8 protein-coding genes, 2 tRNA genes and 2 rRNA genes are annotated in these 19,652 nt (G+C 54.7%); 7 read left to right on the forward strand and 5 right to left on the reverse strand.

Annotation, left to right across the window (positions count from 1 at the left end):
- Positions 1-61: 61 nt before the first annotated feature.
- Together FHS27_RS12820 and FHS27_RS12825 are read right to left on the reverse strand one after the other, a co-directional pair.
- Complete coding sequence (locus tag FHS27_RS12820; protein WP_184305334.1) at positions 62-2,185, reverse strand: ATP-dependent DNA helicase; 2,124 nt, start codon at positions 2,183-2,185, stop codon at positions 62-64.
- Positions 2,182-3,360 (reverse strand): N-acetyltransferase, encoded by a 1,179-nt coding sequence (locus FHS27_RS12825; RefSeq protein WP_184305335.1) that lies wholly within the window; start codon positions 3,358-3,360, stop codon positions 2,182-2,184. Before FHS27_RS12825 ends, FHS27_RS12820 begins: the two co-directional genes overlap by 4 nt.
- Positions 3,361-3,525: 165 nt before the next feature.
- Between FHS27_RS12825 and FHS27_RS12830 the strand changes: the two genes are divergently transcribed.
- The 3 genes from FHS27_RS12830 to FHS27_RS12840 all read left to right on the forward strand — a co-directional run bounded on the left by FHS27_RS12830 (position 3,526) and on the right by FHS27_RS12840 (position 7,429).
- Positions 3,526-4,392 carry a TrmH family RNA methyltransferase gene (locus FHS27_RS12830; protein WP_184305336.1) on the forward strand — a complete coding sequence of 289 codons (867 nt, stop codon included), beginning with the start codon at positions 3,526-3,528 and terminating at the stop codon, positions 4,390-4,392.
- 207 nt (positions 4,393-4,599) lie between these two features.
- A complete protein-coding gene (locus tag FHS27_RS12835; protein ID WP_184305337.1) occupies positions 4,600-6,042 on the forward strand; it encodes a hypothetical protein in 1,443 nt (480 codons plus the stop codon).
- Positions 6,043-6,115: 73 nt separating this feature from the next.
- Positions 6,116-7,429 (forward strand): hypothetical protein, encoded by a 1,314-nt coding sequence (locus tag FHS27_RS12840; RefSeq protein ID WP_246419705.1) that lies wholly within the window; start codon positions 6,116-6,118, stop codon positions 7,427-7,429.
- A gap of 96 nt (positions 7,430-7,525) precedes the next feature.
- Here FHS27_RS12840 and ald read toward each other — a convergent pair whose 3' ends face one another.
- Together ald and FHS27_RS12850 are read right to left on the reverse strand one after the other, a co-directional pair.
- Complete coding sequence (gene ald / locus FHS27_RS12845; RefSeq protein ID WP_184305339.1) at positions 7,526-8,605, reverse strand: alanine dehydrogenase; 1,080 nt, start codon at positions 8,603-8,605, stop codon at positions 7,526-7,528.
- Between the two features lie 122 nt (positions 8,606-8,727).
- The gene (locus FHS27_RS12850) at positions 8,728-10,662 is read right to left on the reverse strand and encodes a redoxin domain-containing protein (RefSeq protein ID WP_184305340.1); all 1,935 of its coding nucleotides are present in this window, start codon (positions 10,660-10,662) and stop codon (positions 8,728-8,730) included.
- A gap of 397 nt (positions 10,663-11,059) precedes the next feature.
- Here FHS27_RS12850 and FHS27_RS12855 point away from each other — a divergent pair.
- The 4 genes from FHS27_RS12855 to rrf all read left to right on the forward strand — a co-directional run bounded on the left by FHS27_RS12855 (position 11,060) and on the right by rrf (position 15,211).
- Positions 11,060-11,133, forward strand: a tRNA-Ile gene (locus tag FHS27_RS12855).
- Positions 11,134-11,227: 94 nt separating this feature from the next.
- A tRNA-Ala gene (locus FHS27_RS12860) sits at positions 11,228-11,300 on the forward strand.
- A gap of 807 nt (positions 11,301-12,107) precedes the next feature.
- Positions 12,108-14,992 (forward strand): 23S ribosomal RNA (locus FHS27_RS12865).
- Positions 14,993-15,102: 110 nt separating this feature from the next.
- Positions 15,103-15,211: ribosomal RNA gene (gene rrf, locus FHS27_RS12870) — 5S ribosomal RNA — on the forward strand.
- An 826-nt stretch (positions 15,212-16,037) separates the two neighbouring features.
- Here the strand turns inward: rrf and FHS27_RS12875 are convergent.
- Positions 16,038-19,649: a proline dehydrogenase family protein gene (locus FHS27_RS12875; RefSeq protein ID WP_184305341.1), complete on the reverse strand. Its 3,612-nt coding sequence runs from the start codon at positions 19,647-19,649 to the stop codon at positions 16,038-16,040.
- Between the last annotated feature and the right edge of the window lie 3 nt (positions 19,650-19,652).

A 19,652-nucleotide genomic window follows, 5' to 3' on the forward strand; every position in this document is an offset into this window, starting at 1 on the left:
CGTCGAAATGGGGCGGTGCGGTGGAACGTTCGCGACCGATGTGTCCTTTTCCCGTCAGGTACTATTTGGACTTTTTCTTGGTCGGTTGGACGTTGAGGATTGGCATTTCGGGAAGGGAGCTTAGGAAACGCCGGCCATAAGGTTTGGTTTTGATGCGACCATCGAGGACCACGACCATGCCCTCGTCGCTCCGGGTACGAATCAGCCGTCCGAAACCTTGCCGAAATTTGATAACGGCTTCGGGGAGTTGGTAGTCTGAAAACGGATTCCCACCGGATGCCCTGATTGCTTCGAGTCGGGCTTCGAGCAACGGGTGATCGGGAACCGAGAACGGCAATTTAGTGATGATGACATTCGTGAGCGCGTCACCGGGAACATCAACTCCCTGCCAGAAGCTATCGGTGCCGAGCAGTACACCGCGAGGGTTTTCCCGGAACGCGTCGAGCAGTTGGGTTCGATTACGCTCACCGGCTTGGCTGTACAATTCCAAGTCGTGTTCAATTAACCAAGGCGTGATCGCTTCGGCACAACGTCTCAGAAGAGCGTAGCTGGTAAAGAGCACAAACGTATGCCCGTCGCAGTATCCGGCAAAACGCTTAATTTGCTGCGGGATCGACCGTTCGAAGTCATCCCGTTGTGAGGACGGATCGGGCAATCCATTGACGATAACGAGTTTTGCCTGCTTTTGATAATCAAACGGACTGCCGACTTGCAGGTTGCGTCCTCCGGTCAGTCCAACGCGACTGCGGAAGAACGAAAACTTTTGTTCGTCGCCACTGGCGAGCGTCGCGCTGGTCATCACGACCGAGTCGATGTTTTCGTTTTGGAACAATTCGGTGCGGAGGGTTTGTCCGATGTCGACGGGCGAAGCAGACAGGGAGACGCGATCCATTCCGCGTCGGTTGCCGGTAGTCTCGACCCAGTAAACACATTCATGTTCACTTTTTTGAGCGAGCCATTCACGAAGGCCGCCGGCGAGGGCGAGCAATCGGTCGTGGGCGGATTGGAAGTCTTGTCGATCCGAATCGTTTTCTTGAGCATCCGCGTGGGCTCGCAACTTCCGTGCGAGTTGTTCCATTGGCTCGCTGAGCGGATTGCTCACGAGATCGGCATGATGGACTCGGCCGTTTCGCGATTTGGTCTGCTCGAACCAATCGAGAACGTCGGCGAATAGAGCACTGGCGGCGTAGCGGCACCGGTCAACTTCATTTTGGAGACCCTGCAGTTCGTGCGCGACGAGCAAACCCTTTTGTTGTCGGTCATTGTACAGGCGATCGAACAGATAATCGAATTGTCCGCTGGTCAAACGGATACCGAGGTGATCACCGGCGACGGCTTCGATGGTGTGGCATTCGTCGAGGATGACGACGTCGTAATCAGGTAGCAGCGAAAAACCCTGCCGCCGCATCGCCATGTCGGTGAACAACATCGCGTGATTGACGATCAGAACTTGGGCGTTTTGGGCACGACGACGGGCGCGGAAGTAGAAACAGTCTTTGAAGTGAGGGCATTTGCTCCGTAGGCAGTTCCCCGTGTCGCTGCGGACTTCGTCCCAAACGGCGGCGTCGGGTTTGATGGGCAGGGTTGCGAGCGATCCGTCGCCGGTGTCCTTAGACCACTGTTGGACGCCTCGGAGTTGCTGCATTTGAAAGTCGTTTGCCATCAACGACGTTGACTTGGCAACGGCGCGTTGCATTCGGCGAAGCGAGAGATAGTTACCGCGTCCTTTGACGAGCACAGCAGAAAACTCACGCGGCATGACGCTGTTGAGCAAAGGCACGTCTTTACCGATGAGCTGTTCTTGCAAACTGATCGTGTGCGTGGAAATCAGCACACGGCGTCGTCGGTTTTCGTCCTCCGGCGGTTGTTTCCCTTTGGTGACGACGTCATCGAGATCTTCGTCTCGATCAGAAACCGGTTGTTGCGTCTTGCCTTCGGCTTGATTGCTGGTGGCGTGTAGGATCGCGGGAACCAAATAGGCAAAACTCTTGCCTGTTCCCGTTCCGGCTTCGGCGACCAGATGTTCTTTTGCCGCGATTGCGGCGGCAACCTCGCGTGCCATCGCGAGTTGCTGTTCGCGAGGTTCATAATTGGCGAGCCTGCGGCTGATGCTACCGCCGGGCCCGAGAATGGAGTCGACGTCGAGCACCGCTTTGTTCGGCGGTGTATTCGGGTCTTGATTCACGAAGTCGAATCCGTCTGAGATGCGTCATCCCGATTGTTCGTGTCGGGATCGGTAAGAGGACGGTCGTAGATGCGATGCGTCTTCGTGCAGGTCGCGCCTCCGCGTTGGATGGTTCCGCGTGAGAGTTGGTTGCTCTCGAGAACCCATGAGAATTCGCCCACGGTGATGCCGAAATCGATCGAGGCGGGCACGATCGGATAGAGCGTGACGAGACCGAGGCCCCATTTTTGATATTCGGGCAGGACGTTGGCGCTGACGAGCCGCAACCGTTTGAGTTTTTTCCTGCCAAGGAGCAGATGTAACCATCCGAACGGAAACAGTTTGCCACCGATGCGGCGGATGATCGGGTTGTAATCGAGCAAACCGAATCCGGCACCGACGGGTTTGCCGTCGATCTCCGCGATACTCGTTAGTTCGGGAATGAGCAAATGTTTTAGGCCGGTGCTTTGTTCGTCCACTTCGGCTTCGCTCATCGGGACGTATCCCCATGTTTGTTTGAGCGATTGGTTGTAGATGCTCAGGAAGATTCGCACGTCTTCGCGAAAATGGGAACGTCGGATGGGGCGCGTCGTTGCGTGAAATCGCTTCATCGATTCCTCCATGATGAACATCATTTTGGGGTCGAGTTCGCTGAGGATGTCGATCGAGGCCTCGTAGCTGAAGATATCTTGCGACTTTTCGAAACCGAAAGATTTGATCAGCTCTTCGTAGTACGGTTTGTTGTAAGTAATTAAAAACGTCGGCGGTGAGTCGAAACCGTCGACGAGGAGTCCGACCTCGTAGTTCAAACTGGGATGGACCGGGCCACGGGCGACGGTCATGCCTCGTTCGCGGAGCCAATCGCAAGCGGTGTTAAGCAGAGCGGTAGCGGCGTCCTGGTCGTTTTCACATTCGAAAAACCCGAAGAACCCGATTTTGTCTTTGTGGGTTCGGTTGTGTGCATGATTGACGACGGCGAGCACGCGTCCGACGACAACATCGCCACGGCGGGCCAGGAACGTTTGCCCTTCGGCATCGAGATAGAATGGGTGCGGCTTGAAGCCGACGAGTTTTTTTCGCTCGTCCCACAGCGGGGGGACCCAATTCGGGTCATCGCGGTACAAACGTCGCTCGAGTTCGAGAAACGCTTTTTGGTCGCGGCGATTCTCGACGGCGTGGCAAGTGACCTCCGACATGGTTGGTTTGACTTCGCTGAGGCAGGATGAAACAGGGCGACTACGATTGCGACGGATTGGGTGTTGAACAGGCCATCGGTATCGTGAACGATAAGACCCGCCAAGAATAACAAACCTCACCCGATCAGCCCATCGACGCACGGACCCAGGAAAAGGCCGACCCCATTGGAAATTCTCCGTAGCAGCCAAAACGCGACGATCCGCCGTTTGGTCGGCTTGCGAAACAACCGTCGTCGACGCGCGGCGGGAGTGGTGTTGGTCGACGGGGCTCGCGAAACGCTGCGAGCGATCGAATCGGGGATGCGTTTGTTGGGATTCTACGAGCAGGTCGATGGTGAGGCCCTTCCCGTTGAAGGCGGACCGGAATTGAGGGAAGTTCGATCACATGCGATCGAGGCGGGCGTTTACCGAGGTGTGACCCGCGAACTTTTTTCCAAGGTCTGCTACGGCGAGGCGGATGATCGTTGTCTCGCGGAGTTTGCCCATCCAGGCGATTCGCTCTCCGATTTGCCACCGTTGAAGCCCGGTTTGGTCCTCGTGCTCGATCGAGTCGAGAAACCGGGCAACGTGGGAGCGATCTTTCGGACCGCAGACGGGGCGGGAATTTCGGCGGTGCTTTTATGCGATTGCCCGAGCGATCGATTCAATGCCAACGCCATCCGCGGTTCACTCGGTGCGGTATTCACCGTTCCCTCGGCGTCGGGCACCGCGTCGGAAATCGCAGATTTTCTCTCGAAACAGGTTGATGAGGTGTTCGCAATGCGTGTCGAGGGTTCGACGTCGTTGTACACGGTCAACCTGCGTGCCGACGGGCCACGGGGGCGCAATGCCGTGATCATGGGCAGTGAGGCCGATGGATTGGGGCAACGATGGCAAACGTGGCAAAAACCCAACGATTCAGCGGGAAGTTCATCTTCCGAGGTTTCGATTCGTGGAATCCATCTGCCCATGGCGGGCCGCGTCGACAGTCTGAACGTGTCGGTTTCGGCCGCATTGGTCTTGTTCGAGGCGGTTCGACAGCGGAGTAATTAGGACGACACGGACCATTGGTGCGACCGTTTCTGCCGGAACCACTGCTGCATCTCGGAGAATCGTTAATGTCAACGCGATCGGTCGACGATACAGAGGTTGTTCGACAATCCGTTGGTGAATACTTATGGATGTCGGAGCGGAAAATGTGCCGGGGGGGTACATGATCCCACAGATCGTGAGCGTAAGGATTCCGCTATGGACAGAGAGATGCCTCGTGAAAACCGTCAGTGTCGACGGATTTCTAAGAAGCGAATTTGGCTAGCAAATTTGATTGATTCAAACTTGCTCAAGCTGGGAGCCGGTGTGTCGGTGGGATTTGCCTCGTGCGGTCTTATCGGAGCGACGGTGTCTGCCGCAGACGTTCAAGCGTCTGGTGGCGTCGTTCGGAGCAATCCTTACGTGACACCAACTTCGTCGCCTGAAAGCTTGTTTCCGTCGGCTGAATCTTCCGCGAGAGTCGCCCAAACCTCGGATTTGCAATACTCGGAGCTTCGGCTCAAGAGCATTGGAACCGCCGTCGGTTTGGTACCGATCGGTAATCCGCGTTCGGTTTCGCCGGCGATCGAGATTACTCAGCCGAGTGCGTCAAAGATTCGCGTGAATCCGATGGCGAGCACCTCGTCCGACTTGATTGAACAACCTGTGGTTGCGTTGGACCAAGGCGAGAGCCAAACGTCCAATCACCCTCGAATCTTATCGATTCGTCGCAGTGGAAACGCCCCGGCGGCTGACAAAATCGCTGTCGAAATGCCTGTCGAGTCTGACGGACCACAATGGGGCGTCCCCGCGGTAGCCGAAGCGAACGTGCCGAAGACTCAAGCGGTCAACACGACCCCTCCGGCAATCGCATATCAGAATCCTGACCCCGTCGTGATTCCGCAGCCTTCGATGTCGTCAGCGAATGTGGCTGCGTCCGAGCGGCCTACTGCGAGCGTTCCTGTCGCGGTTGTCGATGAAGCTGACCGTGAGCCGGTGTCGTTTTCATTCAGCGATTTTGCTGAGGTGGCGAACGCCGTAACTGCTGAAAATGCGTCGAAAACCCATGAGGTTGCGGCGAAACCGGCAAAGGTCGTCAAAGCGGTTCGGCGAAACACGGAACCCGAAACGTTCATCATTCCGCCACCGCCCGCGGGCGATTTCGCCACGGTCGCACAGGCACCGAAGGCCGCCGAGGAGGCGGAATCGTCGATGGATTCCGAGCCGTTGCCGCTCCTGCCTGCACCGAGTCGGCAGTGGGTTGCGTCGGGTTCATCATCGAACGCATCAAAATACACCCAACGTCATCGGCAGCACGTCGAAGTGGCTGCACCACCGATGATCTCAACGGCCAGACGGGAACAAACCGGGACGGTTTCAGCCGCCCCGATTGTTCCGGCAAAACTCGCTGGTTTCGCACTGCCCAAACCGGCAGAGGTGAAAGAACCCACGGAATCGCAGAAGGTCGTCGCTCCCGTAGCGAAAGCTCCGGAATCGGCGTTGATGCGAGAAATTCGTGAAACTCATCCGACGGCACGCGTCAGCATGGCGGAGATGAAGAACCAGGTAATCGTTCGGGGCGTTTGTCGCACCCGAGAACAGGCGACCGAGATCGTTCGCTTGATCCGCAGTCAGTACTTGATTCCTGTGGATGACCAACTGGTTATCCGTTAGTCGCAACAACAAAATTCTGTCATTCGCAACGTGTCGGTCTGGTGACCGCCAAACAATGTCTCGAGGTTCGATCATGAACATTACTTGGATTCCTCGCACCAATCAGTGCCCCAGCGAGGTCGTTTCTCGCTTTCGAGTCGGCTTGGGTGTCGCTCTGGCAACGCTCGCGTGTTCACTCACCGGGACGGTTGTGGAAGCTCAACAACTCACCAGTCTTCAGCACGAAGGGAAGTCATTCCAAGTTGTGCCGGCGTCGGAGATGTCGAGCCTCTTATCGGCTCCGATGTCGAATTTCGACAGCGACATCGCTCAGGTGGCATGCATGAGTGGCGGTTCGCAATGTGCCAGCGGCAGTTGCAACACCGGTCAATGTAGTGGCCAGTGTGGCGGAAACTGCGGCGGCACCGTCTGTGGGAGCTCCTGCGGACTCAGTTGCCCGACCTGTGACCCGTATTGCTACGGCCGTGTCGACGCTCTCATGATGCGTCGTGAGGGGCTGTCGCGGTTCACTCGTTCGAGAGAGTTCGCGATGGACGAATACGACTTCGAACTCGCCCCACGGATCACGATCGGAACCGTGCCTGATTGCGTCAGTGGGACGGAAGTCAGTTTCACGGGCCCGATTAATTGGGAAATGAGCAATTCGGCGACAGGACTGTCCGGACAGACATTCCTCGCTGAGCAGGTGCCTGCCCAGCTTCTGGGAAGCTCGTTGGCAGATCAACAGATTGGATTTGCATTTCTCTATGATCCCGAAGATTTTGATCCCGGCCCGCCCGTAGTCGTCAACGATTTCGCTGATGACCCCGTTGCTTTCCAACGTCAACGCTACGAGTCGACCTACTGGAGTGTCGAAGCGAGTCAAACTTCGGTCGCATGGGATATCGCCAAACTGTTGTTCGGTGCCCGATACATCAGCTTTGATGAAGAATATCGCTACACCGCATCGAACGGTGCGGCACCTGCTGACAACGGTTACATCTACTCCGACACGACCAATGATTTGATCGGATTGCAGGTTGGTTTGGACATGTACTCACCGGTCTGCCGGTTCGGTTCGACTTATCTTCGAGCACGAGCGGGTGGCTTCTGGAACCTTTCCGAAGCGACCGCAATTGTTGACGACCAAGATGAGCGACTCTATGGCGTCCGTGATGACGACGGAAACTTCGCCTTCATGTTCGAGCTGAGCAACGGGGTTCACTATCAGGTCGGCGAAATGTTGTCGCTCCACGGCGGTACCGAGTTGTGGTATCTCGCCGAAGTCGCAACGGCCGAAGATCAGATTCCTTCGCTCGTCGGAGCCCGTGCCGGTGGACGTGCAATCGAGACCGGTGACGACGTGCTCTTCGTCGGTTTCAGTGTCGGTGCGACGCTGAAGTACTAACCCTCCGGGGTAGGTCCTCCGGCCGCGACGGTCGGAGGTGCGGTGCGAATCGCAGGTCGGTTTGACCGCACAAAAGACGAGGGAATTGGAACGCGGCTACGCCGTTTGGAATGCGTCGGCGACGGCTTGATGAACAATCTCACCGCGATGAATGTTCAAGGCAGAGGCGAGTGTGCCCGACGGAGAGTCATTTCCCTGTGCGGCCAACCGGATCATGTAGGGCAGCGTCGCGTTGCACAACGCAAACGTACTCGTGCGTCCGACGGCCCCAGGCATGTTTGCGACGCAGTAGTGAACGACCTCGTCGATGATGTAAGTCGGGTCGCTATGGGTAGTCGGTCGGCTCGTTTCGATGCATCCGCCTTGATCAACCGCCACGTCGATAATCACGCTGCCGGGCTTCATGATTTTCAGGTCTTCGGCGCGGACCAGTTGGGGAGCTTTGGCACCCGGAATCAATACCGCTCCGACAACCAAATCGGCACGCTGGATCTCTTCCAGAATGGTATGCCGATCGCTGAATAAGACGTTCACGTTGGCGGGCATGATATCGTCGAGATATCGCAGGCGATCGAGGTTCACATCCAAAATCGACACGTTGGCCTGGAACCCCGCCGCGATACGGGCGGCGTTGGCACCAACGATGCCTCCACCGAGAATGGTAATGTGGGCTGGCGCAACGCCTGGGACTCCGCCTAACAAAATCCCGCGGCCCATCTGTGGTCGTTCCAGATACTTTGCACCCTGTTGGATGCTCATGCGGCCTGCAACTTCACTCATCGGTGTGAGCAGCGGCAGGCGTCCACCCTCGTCACGAAGTGTTTCGTAGGCGTAGCACGACGCTCCTGAGGCGATCATGGCCTCGGTGAGAGAGTCGCTGGCGGCGAAGTGGAAGTAGGTGAAAACGATTTGACCAGGTCGAATCAGACCATATTCGCTCGCTTGTGGTTCCTTCACTTTCACGATCATGTCGGCATCGGCGAAGACTTCTTCGGCGGTATCAACGATGATCGCGCCCGCCTCGCGGTAGGCGTCATCGGGCATCCCCGATCCGGCACCGGCACCTGATTGAAAGCAGACCGTGTGGCCTCGGGTGGTCAGTTCTTCCACACCGACGGGCAACATTGCGACACGGTATTCGTCTGATTTAACTTCAGTAGGTACGCCAATTCGCATTGTTAATTCTCTTGGGTGCCAGGGCGGTGGGATTCAGTGCGATCGCCAAACAAAAAAGGCCCATTCCGGAATCGGAATGGGCCTATAGATATCGATGCAGGTTGTTTGAGGGTCAACTGGGGCTATTTGAGCATCTCAGCTAATTCGCTGTCGAGTTCCGCTTCACCCACATTGTGGCGAACGACCCGTCCTTTACTGTCGATCAACATCATCGTTGGAAGCGTTTGAACGCCGAACTGTTTGGCCAGCGGACTGCCTTCGAGGCCGCCGTCTTCGTACAGCTGGACCCAAGGAACGGAGTTTTCCTTAAGGAATGCGACTGCTTGTTCACGCGAATTGTCGATGTTCACACCGATGAGTTGCAGACCGGCGCGTTGATAGCGTGCCTGCAGGCTGCGGAGTCGTTTCATGTCTTGTTTGCAAGGCTCGCACCATGTTGCCCAGTAGTGCAAAACGATAGGACGTCCTCGCATTTGGCTCAGGCGGAAGGGTTTGCCTTGAATCGTGCGTCCTTCCAATTCGACTTCTCGGCCGACCGACTGCAGACGAACCGCAGCACCGGTGGCACGTTCGGCGGCATCGGTGCCGCGGAAATCGGTGGAAACTTCCTGATAGAACTTCAATGCCGCTTTGTCGTCGCCTTCGAACTCTTTGCTGAGTGCCAATTGCAACTTCGCAGAGGCGGTTTCGGGTGCCCGAGGATAGCGTTCGGTGAATTCGGTCAGTTCGCCCAACCACCATTCCTGGATTTTCGCAAAGTCCGCGTCAGGGCTTTGGCGGGCGATGTATTCCGTACCGATCAGTTGATATTCGGTATACGCACGAAGGGCCTGGCTCTCGGGCGAGTTTGAATTCGACAGCGTCCGAGCGAGTGATTGCAGCCGTTTCAGACCTTCCGGGTAGGCACCGCTTTGTACGGCGACGCTTACGGTATCGACGAGTTGTCGGGTCCAGGTATCTCGATCTTCGGGTGAGGTCGCCGCGTCAACAAGGCTCGCGACGATATCTGCGCGTTTCGCGTTGAGAAGAGCGAGTTCCTTGGATTCAGTCGCACGGACCAACCGAGTGTCGATCGCCTCGAGTTGGCTGACGAGTTGTTGGGTTTTTGCGTCACCGGCACTGGATCCGTTGGCCGTCGGTGCCGTCGAACCACCGGGCGTGAAGAAATTCCCTCCCGATTGAGCGATCGGTTCCCCGTTTTCCGCGAGCACGGGCAGGTCCAGCAATTTCCACGTTTCGCCGGTGCGAAGAATCGTGCCAACGAGCAGTTGCCCGGATCGGTCACCGGATTCGAACATCGCGACAGCGTTTTCATAGGCCGTGACGTCTTTGTCGAATCCCGGTTCGCCTGCCGGCATCACACCGGGAGAGGTTGCTGCGAATTGCAGCCATTTCGCGTTCCGGTCGACAACACGTTGTGACTTCGCAAATTCCTTGAATTTGGAGGCCGCGCGAGTCGCTTTTCTGGCCAAACTTGCCTGCATATCGCCGGTGATTCCGACACTTTTGATCTCCGAAGGCGTCGCCAAGAGCGTTGCAAATCGGGTTGCGTCTTCGGTTGCCAAAGCTGCGATCAGTTCCATCGTGACTTCTTCAGCAGAGATGGTTTTCCACTCATCGATCGTGCCGTCTTCGTCGGAATCCAAGCCCCAGCGAGTGCCGCCGGTGGCCATCCAGCGATACTGATCGGCTTTTCCGTTGAAGTTGGCATCGACGTCGCGGTAGACCTCAACGCCGTATTGGAAATAGCTCCATAAGTCGACCCTTTTGTCGCCATTGGTATCCGCGAATCGACGTAACATCGTGCCGTCGGCGGCGAGAACTTCCCATCCCGACCAGTCTTTACGTTCAATATCTCGAACTTCACATCGAGCGATCTGGTCATCGGCGACCTCATCGAACTCCACACCGGATTGAACCGGTTTCAGCCCCAACGCCGCGGCGGCCGAGGGTGGAGCGGCGTGCGAGACGGCTCCGCACATGAGAGTCGCGAGCACCCCGAGTGAGAGGGTGATCGGGTGCAGACATCGAGACTGCGGGGACAGCGAATGGTTCATGGTGACGCTTCAAATCCTTCTGAGGGTACCGATTTAACGATGAGGCTTGTCATATTCTTGTCTCTAGGGCGGAATCTCAGCCGAATCGCACCCCGAACGAAACCATCCCAGCGGCATGGATGCCCAGAGCGGGAGGAGTGGGTGATGATCGAGACGGTATTTCCGCGCCAGATCGAGCTATTTTGCCTGAATTGAGGCTCAGAAGGGAATGTCGATTCAAGTATTCCCCCCTAGGAACCCGAAAAAACTTGCTCGTGCGAGACTGAAGTGTCGACGCGTACGTGTGGGGTGGCGAAAGTTTTGGCAAATTTCGGACCGAATGAAGGCAAAAGAGCCTTTGACAAGCGTCAAAAAGTTCCTAAACTTCGTCCCCTCTGGTCGCGAGACCAGAACGCACGGGCGTGTAGCTCAGTTGGTTAGAGCGCGTCGCTGATAACGACGAGGTCCCAGATTCGAGTTCTGGCACGCCCATTTTTGAGACAGCTTTTAGTCACTAGCTATTAGCAACGAGCTTTTGTAAGATCCAAAGCTGGTTGCTAATCGCTAACAACGATTAGAGGTTCCCGGGGGTATAGCTCAGTTGGGAGAGCATCTGCTTTGCAAGCAGAGGGTCGTCGGTTCAAGTCCGTCTACCTCCACTAGAAGAGATTGAAGGAAGCGAGAAGAGTGAGTGAGTTTCGTCTCACTCGGTCAGTTCTCATGAGCAGAGTCAACGGTCTCAATGACAGTTGCCACGTCCATGAAACAGACCGGGATAAGGGGTCGAAACGGTTGAGAAAAACAATTCAAACTTTGTTTCGAATTGAACTTGACCTCCGGCGACGGATCGCTATTCTTCTCAACCCGCAGCAAAGAAACGGCCGCGAGCTTCACCGCTCCGGCAGCTTCCCAGTTGTGGTTTTCGAAGCGAAACACTGATGAAAACTTTTTAAAGAATTCTTCACTGTTCCGGTTGACGCGAAGCTGGCTCATCGCTAACTTCTCCGCTCACTCGAAAACGACCGGCCAAGATCACCTCCTTCATGAGGCAGATTGATCTTGGCCGGCTGCTTTCGGTAGCGTCTCTTGGCACGATTGCTTCGGCGATCCGGTCAGGAAAATGATTTTTGACAATTTGGTTGTTTGGTAGTTGGCATCTGAAAAGAGCACCATATGTGGGTGTTGAGCTAGCCTTTTTCCGGGGCTCAGTAAAGCATTCACGCAAGGTAGTTTATTAAGTTCTTCGGAAGCGTCGCCAATCTTTGTTTCCTGTGTTTTGCACGGGTTATTCAGCATTGGTGATTAATTTCGATTGGATTCTTGAGAGGCCAGGCTCACTTAGAAGAGCTTGGCCACTATGTGATATCGTTAATAGATTCTATTGAAGTCTATGAGCTGAAGCAAGGTCGATTTAGTTCGCGGTTCGCCGCGGTCAAGATTGATTCGCTTGAGTTCGGGATTTCGGTGGCCAATCTATCAAGGGCACATGGGGGATGTCTTGGCGTTAGAAGGAGAAGGGCGTGGAAGTCTGCGAAAAGCCTGGGGAAGTTGACACACAAGTGATGATCCCGGGATTCCCGACCGCAGCATGCTGAATACATAGGCATGTCTGTAACAACCTAGTGAACTGAAACATCTAAGTAACTAGAGGAATAGAAAGAAAAATCGATACCGTCAGTAGCGGCGAGCGAAATCGGTATAGCCCAAACCGAGGGGGTTTCCCTCTCGGGGTTGTAGGACTTCGATATGGGATTGTGATTGGTTAACAGAACGACTTGGAACGGTCGGCCACAGAGGGTGACAGCCCCGTAAGTGAAAACTTCATCACACCTTAGAAGCACCTGAGTAGGTCTAGTCACGTGAAACCTAGACTGAATCCACGGGGACCATCCCGTAAGGCTAAATACTCTCTAACGACCGATAGCGAACCAGTAGCGTGAGTGAACGGTGAGAAGAACCCCTGCTAGGGGAGGAATGTGAACCTGAAACCATGTGCCTACAAGCGGTCGGAGCACTATTTTAATGTGTGACGGCGTGCCTTTTGCATAATGATCCGGCGAGTTGTGGTAAACGGCTTGGTTAAGTTCTGACGGAACGAAGCCCAAGGGAAACCGAGTCTGAATAGGGCGATTGTCGTTTGCTGCAGACGCGAAACCTGTGTGATCTACCCATGAGCAGGTTGAAGCGCGGGTTAAACTGCGTGGAGGACCGAACCCACTTAGGTTGAAAACTGAGGGGATGACTTGTGGGGAGGACTGAAAGTGTAATCAAACCAGGAGATAGCTCGTTCTCTCCGAAATATCTTGAGGGATAGCGTCGAGTAAATTAGTAACCGGGGGTAGAGATACTGAATCGGATGGGGGCCCTTCCCGGGGTACCCCACTGAACCAAACTCCGAATACCGGTTGCCGTACCTCGGCAGTCAGTCCCTGGGGGATAAGCTCCAGGGTCGAGAGGGAAACAACCCAGATCGCCTGCTAAGGTCCCGAAGAATTACTTAGTCACTAAGGAAGTTGAAGTGCTATGACAGCTGGGATGTTGGCTTAGAAGCAGCCACCATTTAAAAAGTGCGTAACAGCTTACCAGTCGAGCATTTCTGCGCCGATAATGAACGGGAGTAAGTAATTCACCGAAGCAGCGGATTCTAGATTTATCTAGAGTGGTAGGAGAGCGCCGATGATCAGATACAAGCCGTACGGTAACGAGCGGTGTTGGGGTCATCGGGTGATTATGCCGGAATGAGTAACGATAAAACAGGTGAGAATCCTGTTCGCCGAAAGCCTAAGGTTTCCTGGGGAAGGTAATTCCGCCCAGGGTTAGCCGGTACCTTACCCGAGGCTGAAAAGCGTAGGGGATGGATAGAAGGTCAATATTCCTTCGCCGGTTGTGTATTCAAAGCAAGGACGGCGTCCAGAAAGTGAGCGGTACGAATAGAAATGTCCGTAGCGACCACTGAGGTGACCGGAGTTAAATGTCCGGTTATAGCCAAGGTATAGCTCGAGAGCATCCAAGTTCTCGAAGTCATTGGAAGGACGTCCAAGAAAAGCTGCGATGATTAAGCAACTGACCGTACTAAAACTGACACAGGTAGGCGAGATGAGAATTCTAAGGCGCTCGGGAGAACTGTGGTTAAGGAACTCTGCAAAATGGCCCCGTAAGTTCGCGATAAGGGGCGCCTCTTTTGGTTCACGCTGAAAGAGGCCACAGAAAATCGGCTCTAACGACTGTTTATCAAAAACACAGGTCTCTGCTAACACGCAAGTGGATGTATAGAGACTGACGCCTGCCCGGTGTTGGTAGGTTAAGGAAGAGGGTTAGCCTCACGGCGAAGCTCGCAACCGAAGCCCCAATAAACGGCGGCCCTAACTATGAGGGTCCTAAGGTAGCGAAGTTCCTTGTCGGGTAAGTTCCGACCTGCATGAAAGGCGTAACGATTGGAGCACTGTCTCAACCACAGACCCGGTGAAATTGTAGTTGTGGTGAAGATGCCACATACCCGCGGTTAGACGGAAAGACCCCGTGAACCTTTACTGTAGGCTGCTATTGGGTTGAGATATAATTTGTGTAGGATAGCTGGGAGGCTTTGAACTTTGCACGCCAGTGCATCGGGAGCCGTTGTTGAAATACCAGCCTGGTTATATTTTAATTCTAACTTTGATCCCCTGAATCGGGGCAAAGGACAGTGTCAGTCGGGCAGTTTGACTGGGGCGGTCTCCTCCCAAAGAGTAACGGAGGAGTGCAAAGGTACACTCAGCCTGGTCGGTAATCAGGCGTAGAGCGTAAAGGTATAAGTGTGCTTGACTGCGAGACCCATAAGTCGAGCAGGAACGAAAGTTGGTCTTAGTGATCCGGTAATCCCGAATGGAAGGGTTATCGCTCATCAGATAAAAGGTACTCCGGGGATAACAGGCTTATCGCATCCGAGCGTCCACAGCGGCGATGCGGTTTGGCACCTCGATGTCGGCTCATCACATCCTGGGGGTGTAGAAGCTCCCAAGGGTTTGGCTGTTCGCCAATGAAAGTGGTACGTGAGCTGGGTTCAGACCGTCGTGAGACAGGTCGGTCCCTATCTGCCGTGGGCGTTCGAATCTTGAGAGGATTCAACTTTAGTACGAGAGGATTTAGTTGGACGAAGCTCTGGTGTACCAGTTGTCGCGCTAGCGGCACGGCTGGATAGCTAACTTCGGAAAGGATAAACGCTGAAAGCATCTAAGCGTGAAGCCCGCCTCGAGATTAAGATTCGTAGACATTAGTCGAAAGCCCCCTGGAAGACGACCAGGTTGATAGGTTGGACGTGTAAGCACGGTAACGTGTTCAGCAAACCAATACTAACGGGCGAAGGTTTGGCCACCGATATCCCGCACTCAAGAAAAGTGCCAATCGATGGCGACCGCAAGAACATCATATGCAGCTACCAAACAACTCGGCCAAGCGGCGGCGAAATATTCGTCGCTTGGTCTTTCTGGCGACTATATCGCAAAGGTTATACCTGTTCCCATCCCGAACACAGAAGTCAAGCTTTGTGAGCCGATGATAGTGCCCACCAGCGTGAAAGTAGGTATTGCCAGATTTTTAAAAAGACCCTCCGGTTTCGATCGGAGGGTTTTTTTATGCGCGCACCGTAACCGCTCGTTGGATCTGATCTCGTCGTTCCAATTTTGAACTGGGAAATCGAAGGTTTCGCGTGACGCTCGATGCGTAGGAACGACATTCTTGTGTTGGCGCTTTGCGGTAAGTGTCTTCGCTCTACCAAATCAAGTTGTCAGGTTCGGTGTTTATCGCAATTCCTTATAACACGCTTGGAGCTGTTAGGATTCCGATGATTCCGAGGGGCTGACACCCATTCCCGCGTTGCAGTTTGGAATGTTGGCTTGCTTGAGATTCGTCCGGGCGGGCGTTGATCTTGCAAAAGTACATTGCATCGGTGACTGATAGGATGGCCGGAGTTGCCAACGCATTTTTTTATTGGCAAGACAAAGGCGTTTCATCTCGAGCAAAAGCATTTCGCGCAGTGCTTCTCTTATCGTCGACCAAGGTGGACACACGTTTGTTAGGAGATGCTGCGGACGTCGTCAGGCGTCCTTTTCTGAGCATTGCGACTTCGGGGCACTTTGGAAGTACGAATAGGTTGGTTTCGTAACCGCTGCAGACTCGTCGATATGACGGAACGCGTTAAGACTCAAGGTGTTTTTGAGCTAGAGCATTTTCACTTCTGTTGTGGCCACTGTCGTTGGACGGTGGAACATTTTTTGCCGAACGTAGCTACTTTTGAAAGCCTACGCTGTTTACGGAATAGCTCGAGGTAGCTCCTTCCCCCAAACTATGTTCGGCGAGGAGGAGCTCAGACGTTTAGAGATGCAAATTGGGAACTCGATTGGATTGGTATTGCAGCTTGCTTAAACACTTTGTCGGCGGCCGAGATTGCCGTATCGGTGGTAATCATGGCTGATGGATTGCTCGTTGAGGTATCGAAGGCATTCGATTCGAGCATCGGCTAGTACGGGTTCATCAATGATCGAGACGAAGTGGCGAGCACAGGCGTCCCGGATTGCTTGATTTTCTAGCGGGGTGACACTTCTGAGTCGTGACACTCTCGATTCTTCGATGCGGGTCGATAGTTCCGTTTCAGTTTCTTCGAGAGGTTCGATGAGTCCCGGCAACCAATCCGCAATGGACTCGAGGAGGTCGCGATCAGTTTTGGGTAGCGTCGGATCGATTGAGAGTGTCATCTGCGCGGAAACAGCAGTGGCGGCAGCAATCGCGATAATGCTGCGTTCTCGCAAGCTGCTTAAATTTGTGTCTGAGGTCGATTCGATTCGCAGAGTCAAATCGGGGGCGATGCGGTATCGGCGTAGATTATCTTGGCCGACTAGGCGAAACGTATCGTGTTCGCCCGCGAATGTTTGGTTCATCGCATCGCGTCCGCTGTCGATTGCCGCGCGGATCAGGGATTTTTGTGATTCTGGGAGAGTCTGCGTATGCGGGCTACGTGTGAGCCAGTCGGTAAGCCGGTCCAGTGGCGGATGTTCGCTGTCATTCGATTGCATTGTGGGCGGCTGAGTTTCTTGATCCGACGATTCTTTGTCGGTGATTTTGCAGAGAGCAAGGACATAGTGTGGTCCTCCCGCCTTGAGTCCAGGTCCGTAGGCGCTCATTCCAACGCCACCGAAAGGTTGGCGAAGAACGATCGCGCCCGTAGTCGGGCGATTGATGTAAAGGTTGCCTGCCGGAATGGTTTCGCGCCACAGTTCCACTTCGCGATTGTCCAGTGATTCGAGTCCGCTGGTTAATCCGTAGCCGGTGGATTGAACAATATTGATCGCTTCTTCGAGTCGGCCGTATTTCATGACGCTAAGAACAGGGCCGAACAGTTCCGTCGTATGCGAAAAGCTGCCTGGTTTTACGTTCCATTTCACGCCGGGGCGGTATAACGTCGGGTTGCCGTCGACATGTTCGGGCATGACGAGCCACGATTCATCGTCGTCTAGTTCTCGTAGCCCTCGCGTGAGTTCATCATTTGGGGGAGAAACGAGTGGGGTCACCATGGTGTGTAGATCCCAAGCGGATCCGACGTGGAGACTTCGAACCGCATCGGCAAGGTTTTTTCGGAACGATTCGTCGTTGAATACTTCGTCTTCCAATAGCAACAACGATGTTGCACTGCATTTTTGGCCGCTGTGTCCGAATGCAGAATAGAGAACGTGCTTGATTGCCAAGTCACGATCGGCCATCGCAGTGACGATCGTCGCGTTTTTTCCACCTGTTTCGGCGAGAAGATGCAGGTCGGGACGAACCTTCAGCATTCTTTTTGCGGTTTCGGTGCCACCGGTGAGGATGACGGTGTCAATTTCGTGATTGACCACGAGTGATTCTTCGGCGACATGGTCCGGGCAGGGAGCGAATTGCAATGCTTTGACCGGCACGCCTGCTTCCCAGAATGCTTGGCAAAGCAAGTATGCCGGCAGAACCGTTTCGGCAGAGGGTTTTAGGACGACGCTATTGCCGGCGGCGAGTGCGGCTGCGATTCCTCCGCACGCGATTGCCAGCGGGAAGTTCCATGGGGTGATGACGGCGACGATGCCTCGTGGCTGCACATCGATTTGGGGGCGATCGACCCAATCCAGCATCGAGAGGGGATAGAATTCGCAGAAATCGATCGCTTCGCTGACTTCCGGATCAGCTTGGGCGACGGTTTTTCCGGCATCGGCGACCATCGCTCCGATCAGATCACCTCGCCGCTCGCGAAGCAGTTGAGCGACGTTTCGCAGAATTTCGTGACGGGATTTTGGTGATTTGTCTTGCCATTCGCACCAATCGTAGACCGAATGAATCGCCTGATTTAGCTGTGTCGACGAGGCTTGCTGTACGCGGCAGACGAGTTTTTCAGGTCGCGAGATGTCGTAAGACGGTAGCCATGGATTTGATTCCGGATTATCCGAAGCCGAGTCGATTGCGAGAACGGGTTGAATCTCGAATGCGTTCTCATCGCAGCGAGTTTTCCACTTTTCAAGGATTCCGGAAGCCCATTTTGCGTTGTGAGGGAGCGACCAATCGGTGTCGGGCTCGCACTTAAAGTCGCTCCAATGTTCTGCGGCGGGCGGTTGGGCGGGCGGCTTTGTTCGATCTTGGGTGTTTCTCGGTTCATTCGATACCGATTCCATCATTTCCAGGGACGCGGCGAAGCCTTCGGCGAGTTCATCAAAGGTTTCCGAGTCGGCTTGGAGCGAATACGAGTGTCGCAGGAAGTTCTCTGGGCCGGTGTTTTCGTCGAGCCGCCGGATGAGATATCCGATCGCGTTGAGAAAATCGACACGCTTGCACGCGGGTGCGTACAGCAGCATGGGCACATCGCGGTTGGTGATCGCCCGGCGTTGGTGGTTCGCCATTCCTTCGAGCATTTCGAATTGGACGTTTTCCGAGCAGCCTGCCTCGGTGCACCAATTCATTGCCAAAGCAACATCGAAAAGATTGTGGGAAGCGACCCCCACACGCACAATTCCTTCGGTAGCCGCGTCGATCAGGGCACGCAGCATTTTCTTGTAGTTGGCGTCGGTTTCCATTTTGGAGACGTAAGGCGCCATCGGCCATCCAGAAACGCTCGCGTGCACGCGTTCCATTTCCCAGTTGGCACCTTTAACGAGGCGCATCGTGATCGCCCGGCCTCCATTTTCGACGCGTTTTCTCGACCAGGCGATGAGGTCCTGCATCACTCCGAAAGAATCTGGAACGTATGCTTGAAGAGCGATTCCCGCGGCGGTTTGTTCGAGCCCTTTGCGATCGAGTGTTCTTTTCATGACATCCGCGGTGAGGTGGAGATCTTTGTACTCCTCCATATCGAGATAAATGAACTTCGCCGGCGAATGATGATTCGCGTTTCGATAGAGCGACTCGAGGCGATCGGAAACGATACTAATCGTGTGTTCGTATGCGAGCGACGAGACCTGGCTGTAGAGTGTCGTGAGTTTGACCGAAAGACAGCGGATCTCTGGTAGACGCAGCAGGTGAATGTAGGACTGCAAACGACTTCGGGCATCGTCTTCACCGAGCAACGCTTCGCCCAGCAGGTTGACGTTCATTGAGACGCCGGTTTCTTGTCGTTGGCGAAGGTGTTTGACCAACAGTTCTGGTTCGGCGGGCAGAATGACGTTGGCAGTTTCCTGCCGCATTTTGTCTTTGACCAACGGGACAGCGACGCCGGGAAGGTATTCGCCGAACGATTGAAAACCGCGAAGCATGGCCTGTTCGACGGGACTGAAAAAGCGTGGGATGCCCTGCACGTCGAGCAGGAAGGAAAGTTGATCGGCCACTCGCGCCGGCGTGTTGGTGCGGAATGCTTGGTCAGTCATTTCAACCAGAGTCGCCTTATCTGCATCATGGGCGATCATCCGATTGAGTTCCGCTTGCTGTCGGCGCTCTTGTGGTGTTTGTAGTTTTTGAGCCGCGATCAGTAGATCTTTCGCCAGTGCGATTGCCTGTGTTGCGTCGTCGTGTTGGGGAGTTTGATTCATGAC

This window comes from Aporhodopirellula rubra (assembly GCF_014192335.1).
Lineage (GTDB): Bacteria > Planctomycetota > Planctomycetia > Pirellulales > Pirellulaceae > Rhodopirellula > Rhodopirellula rubra.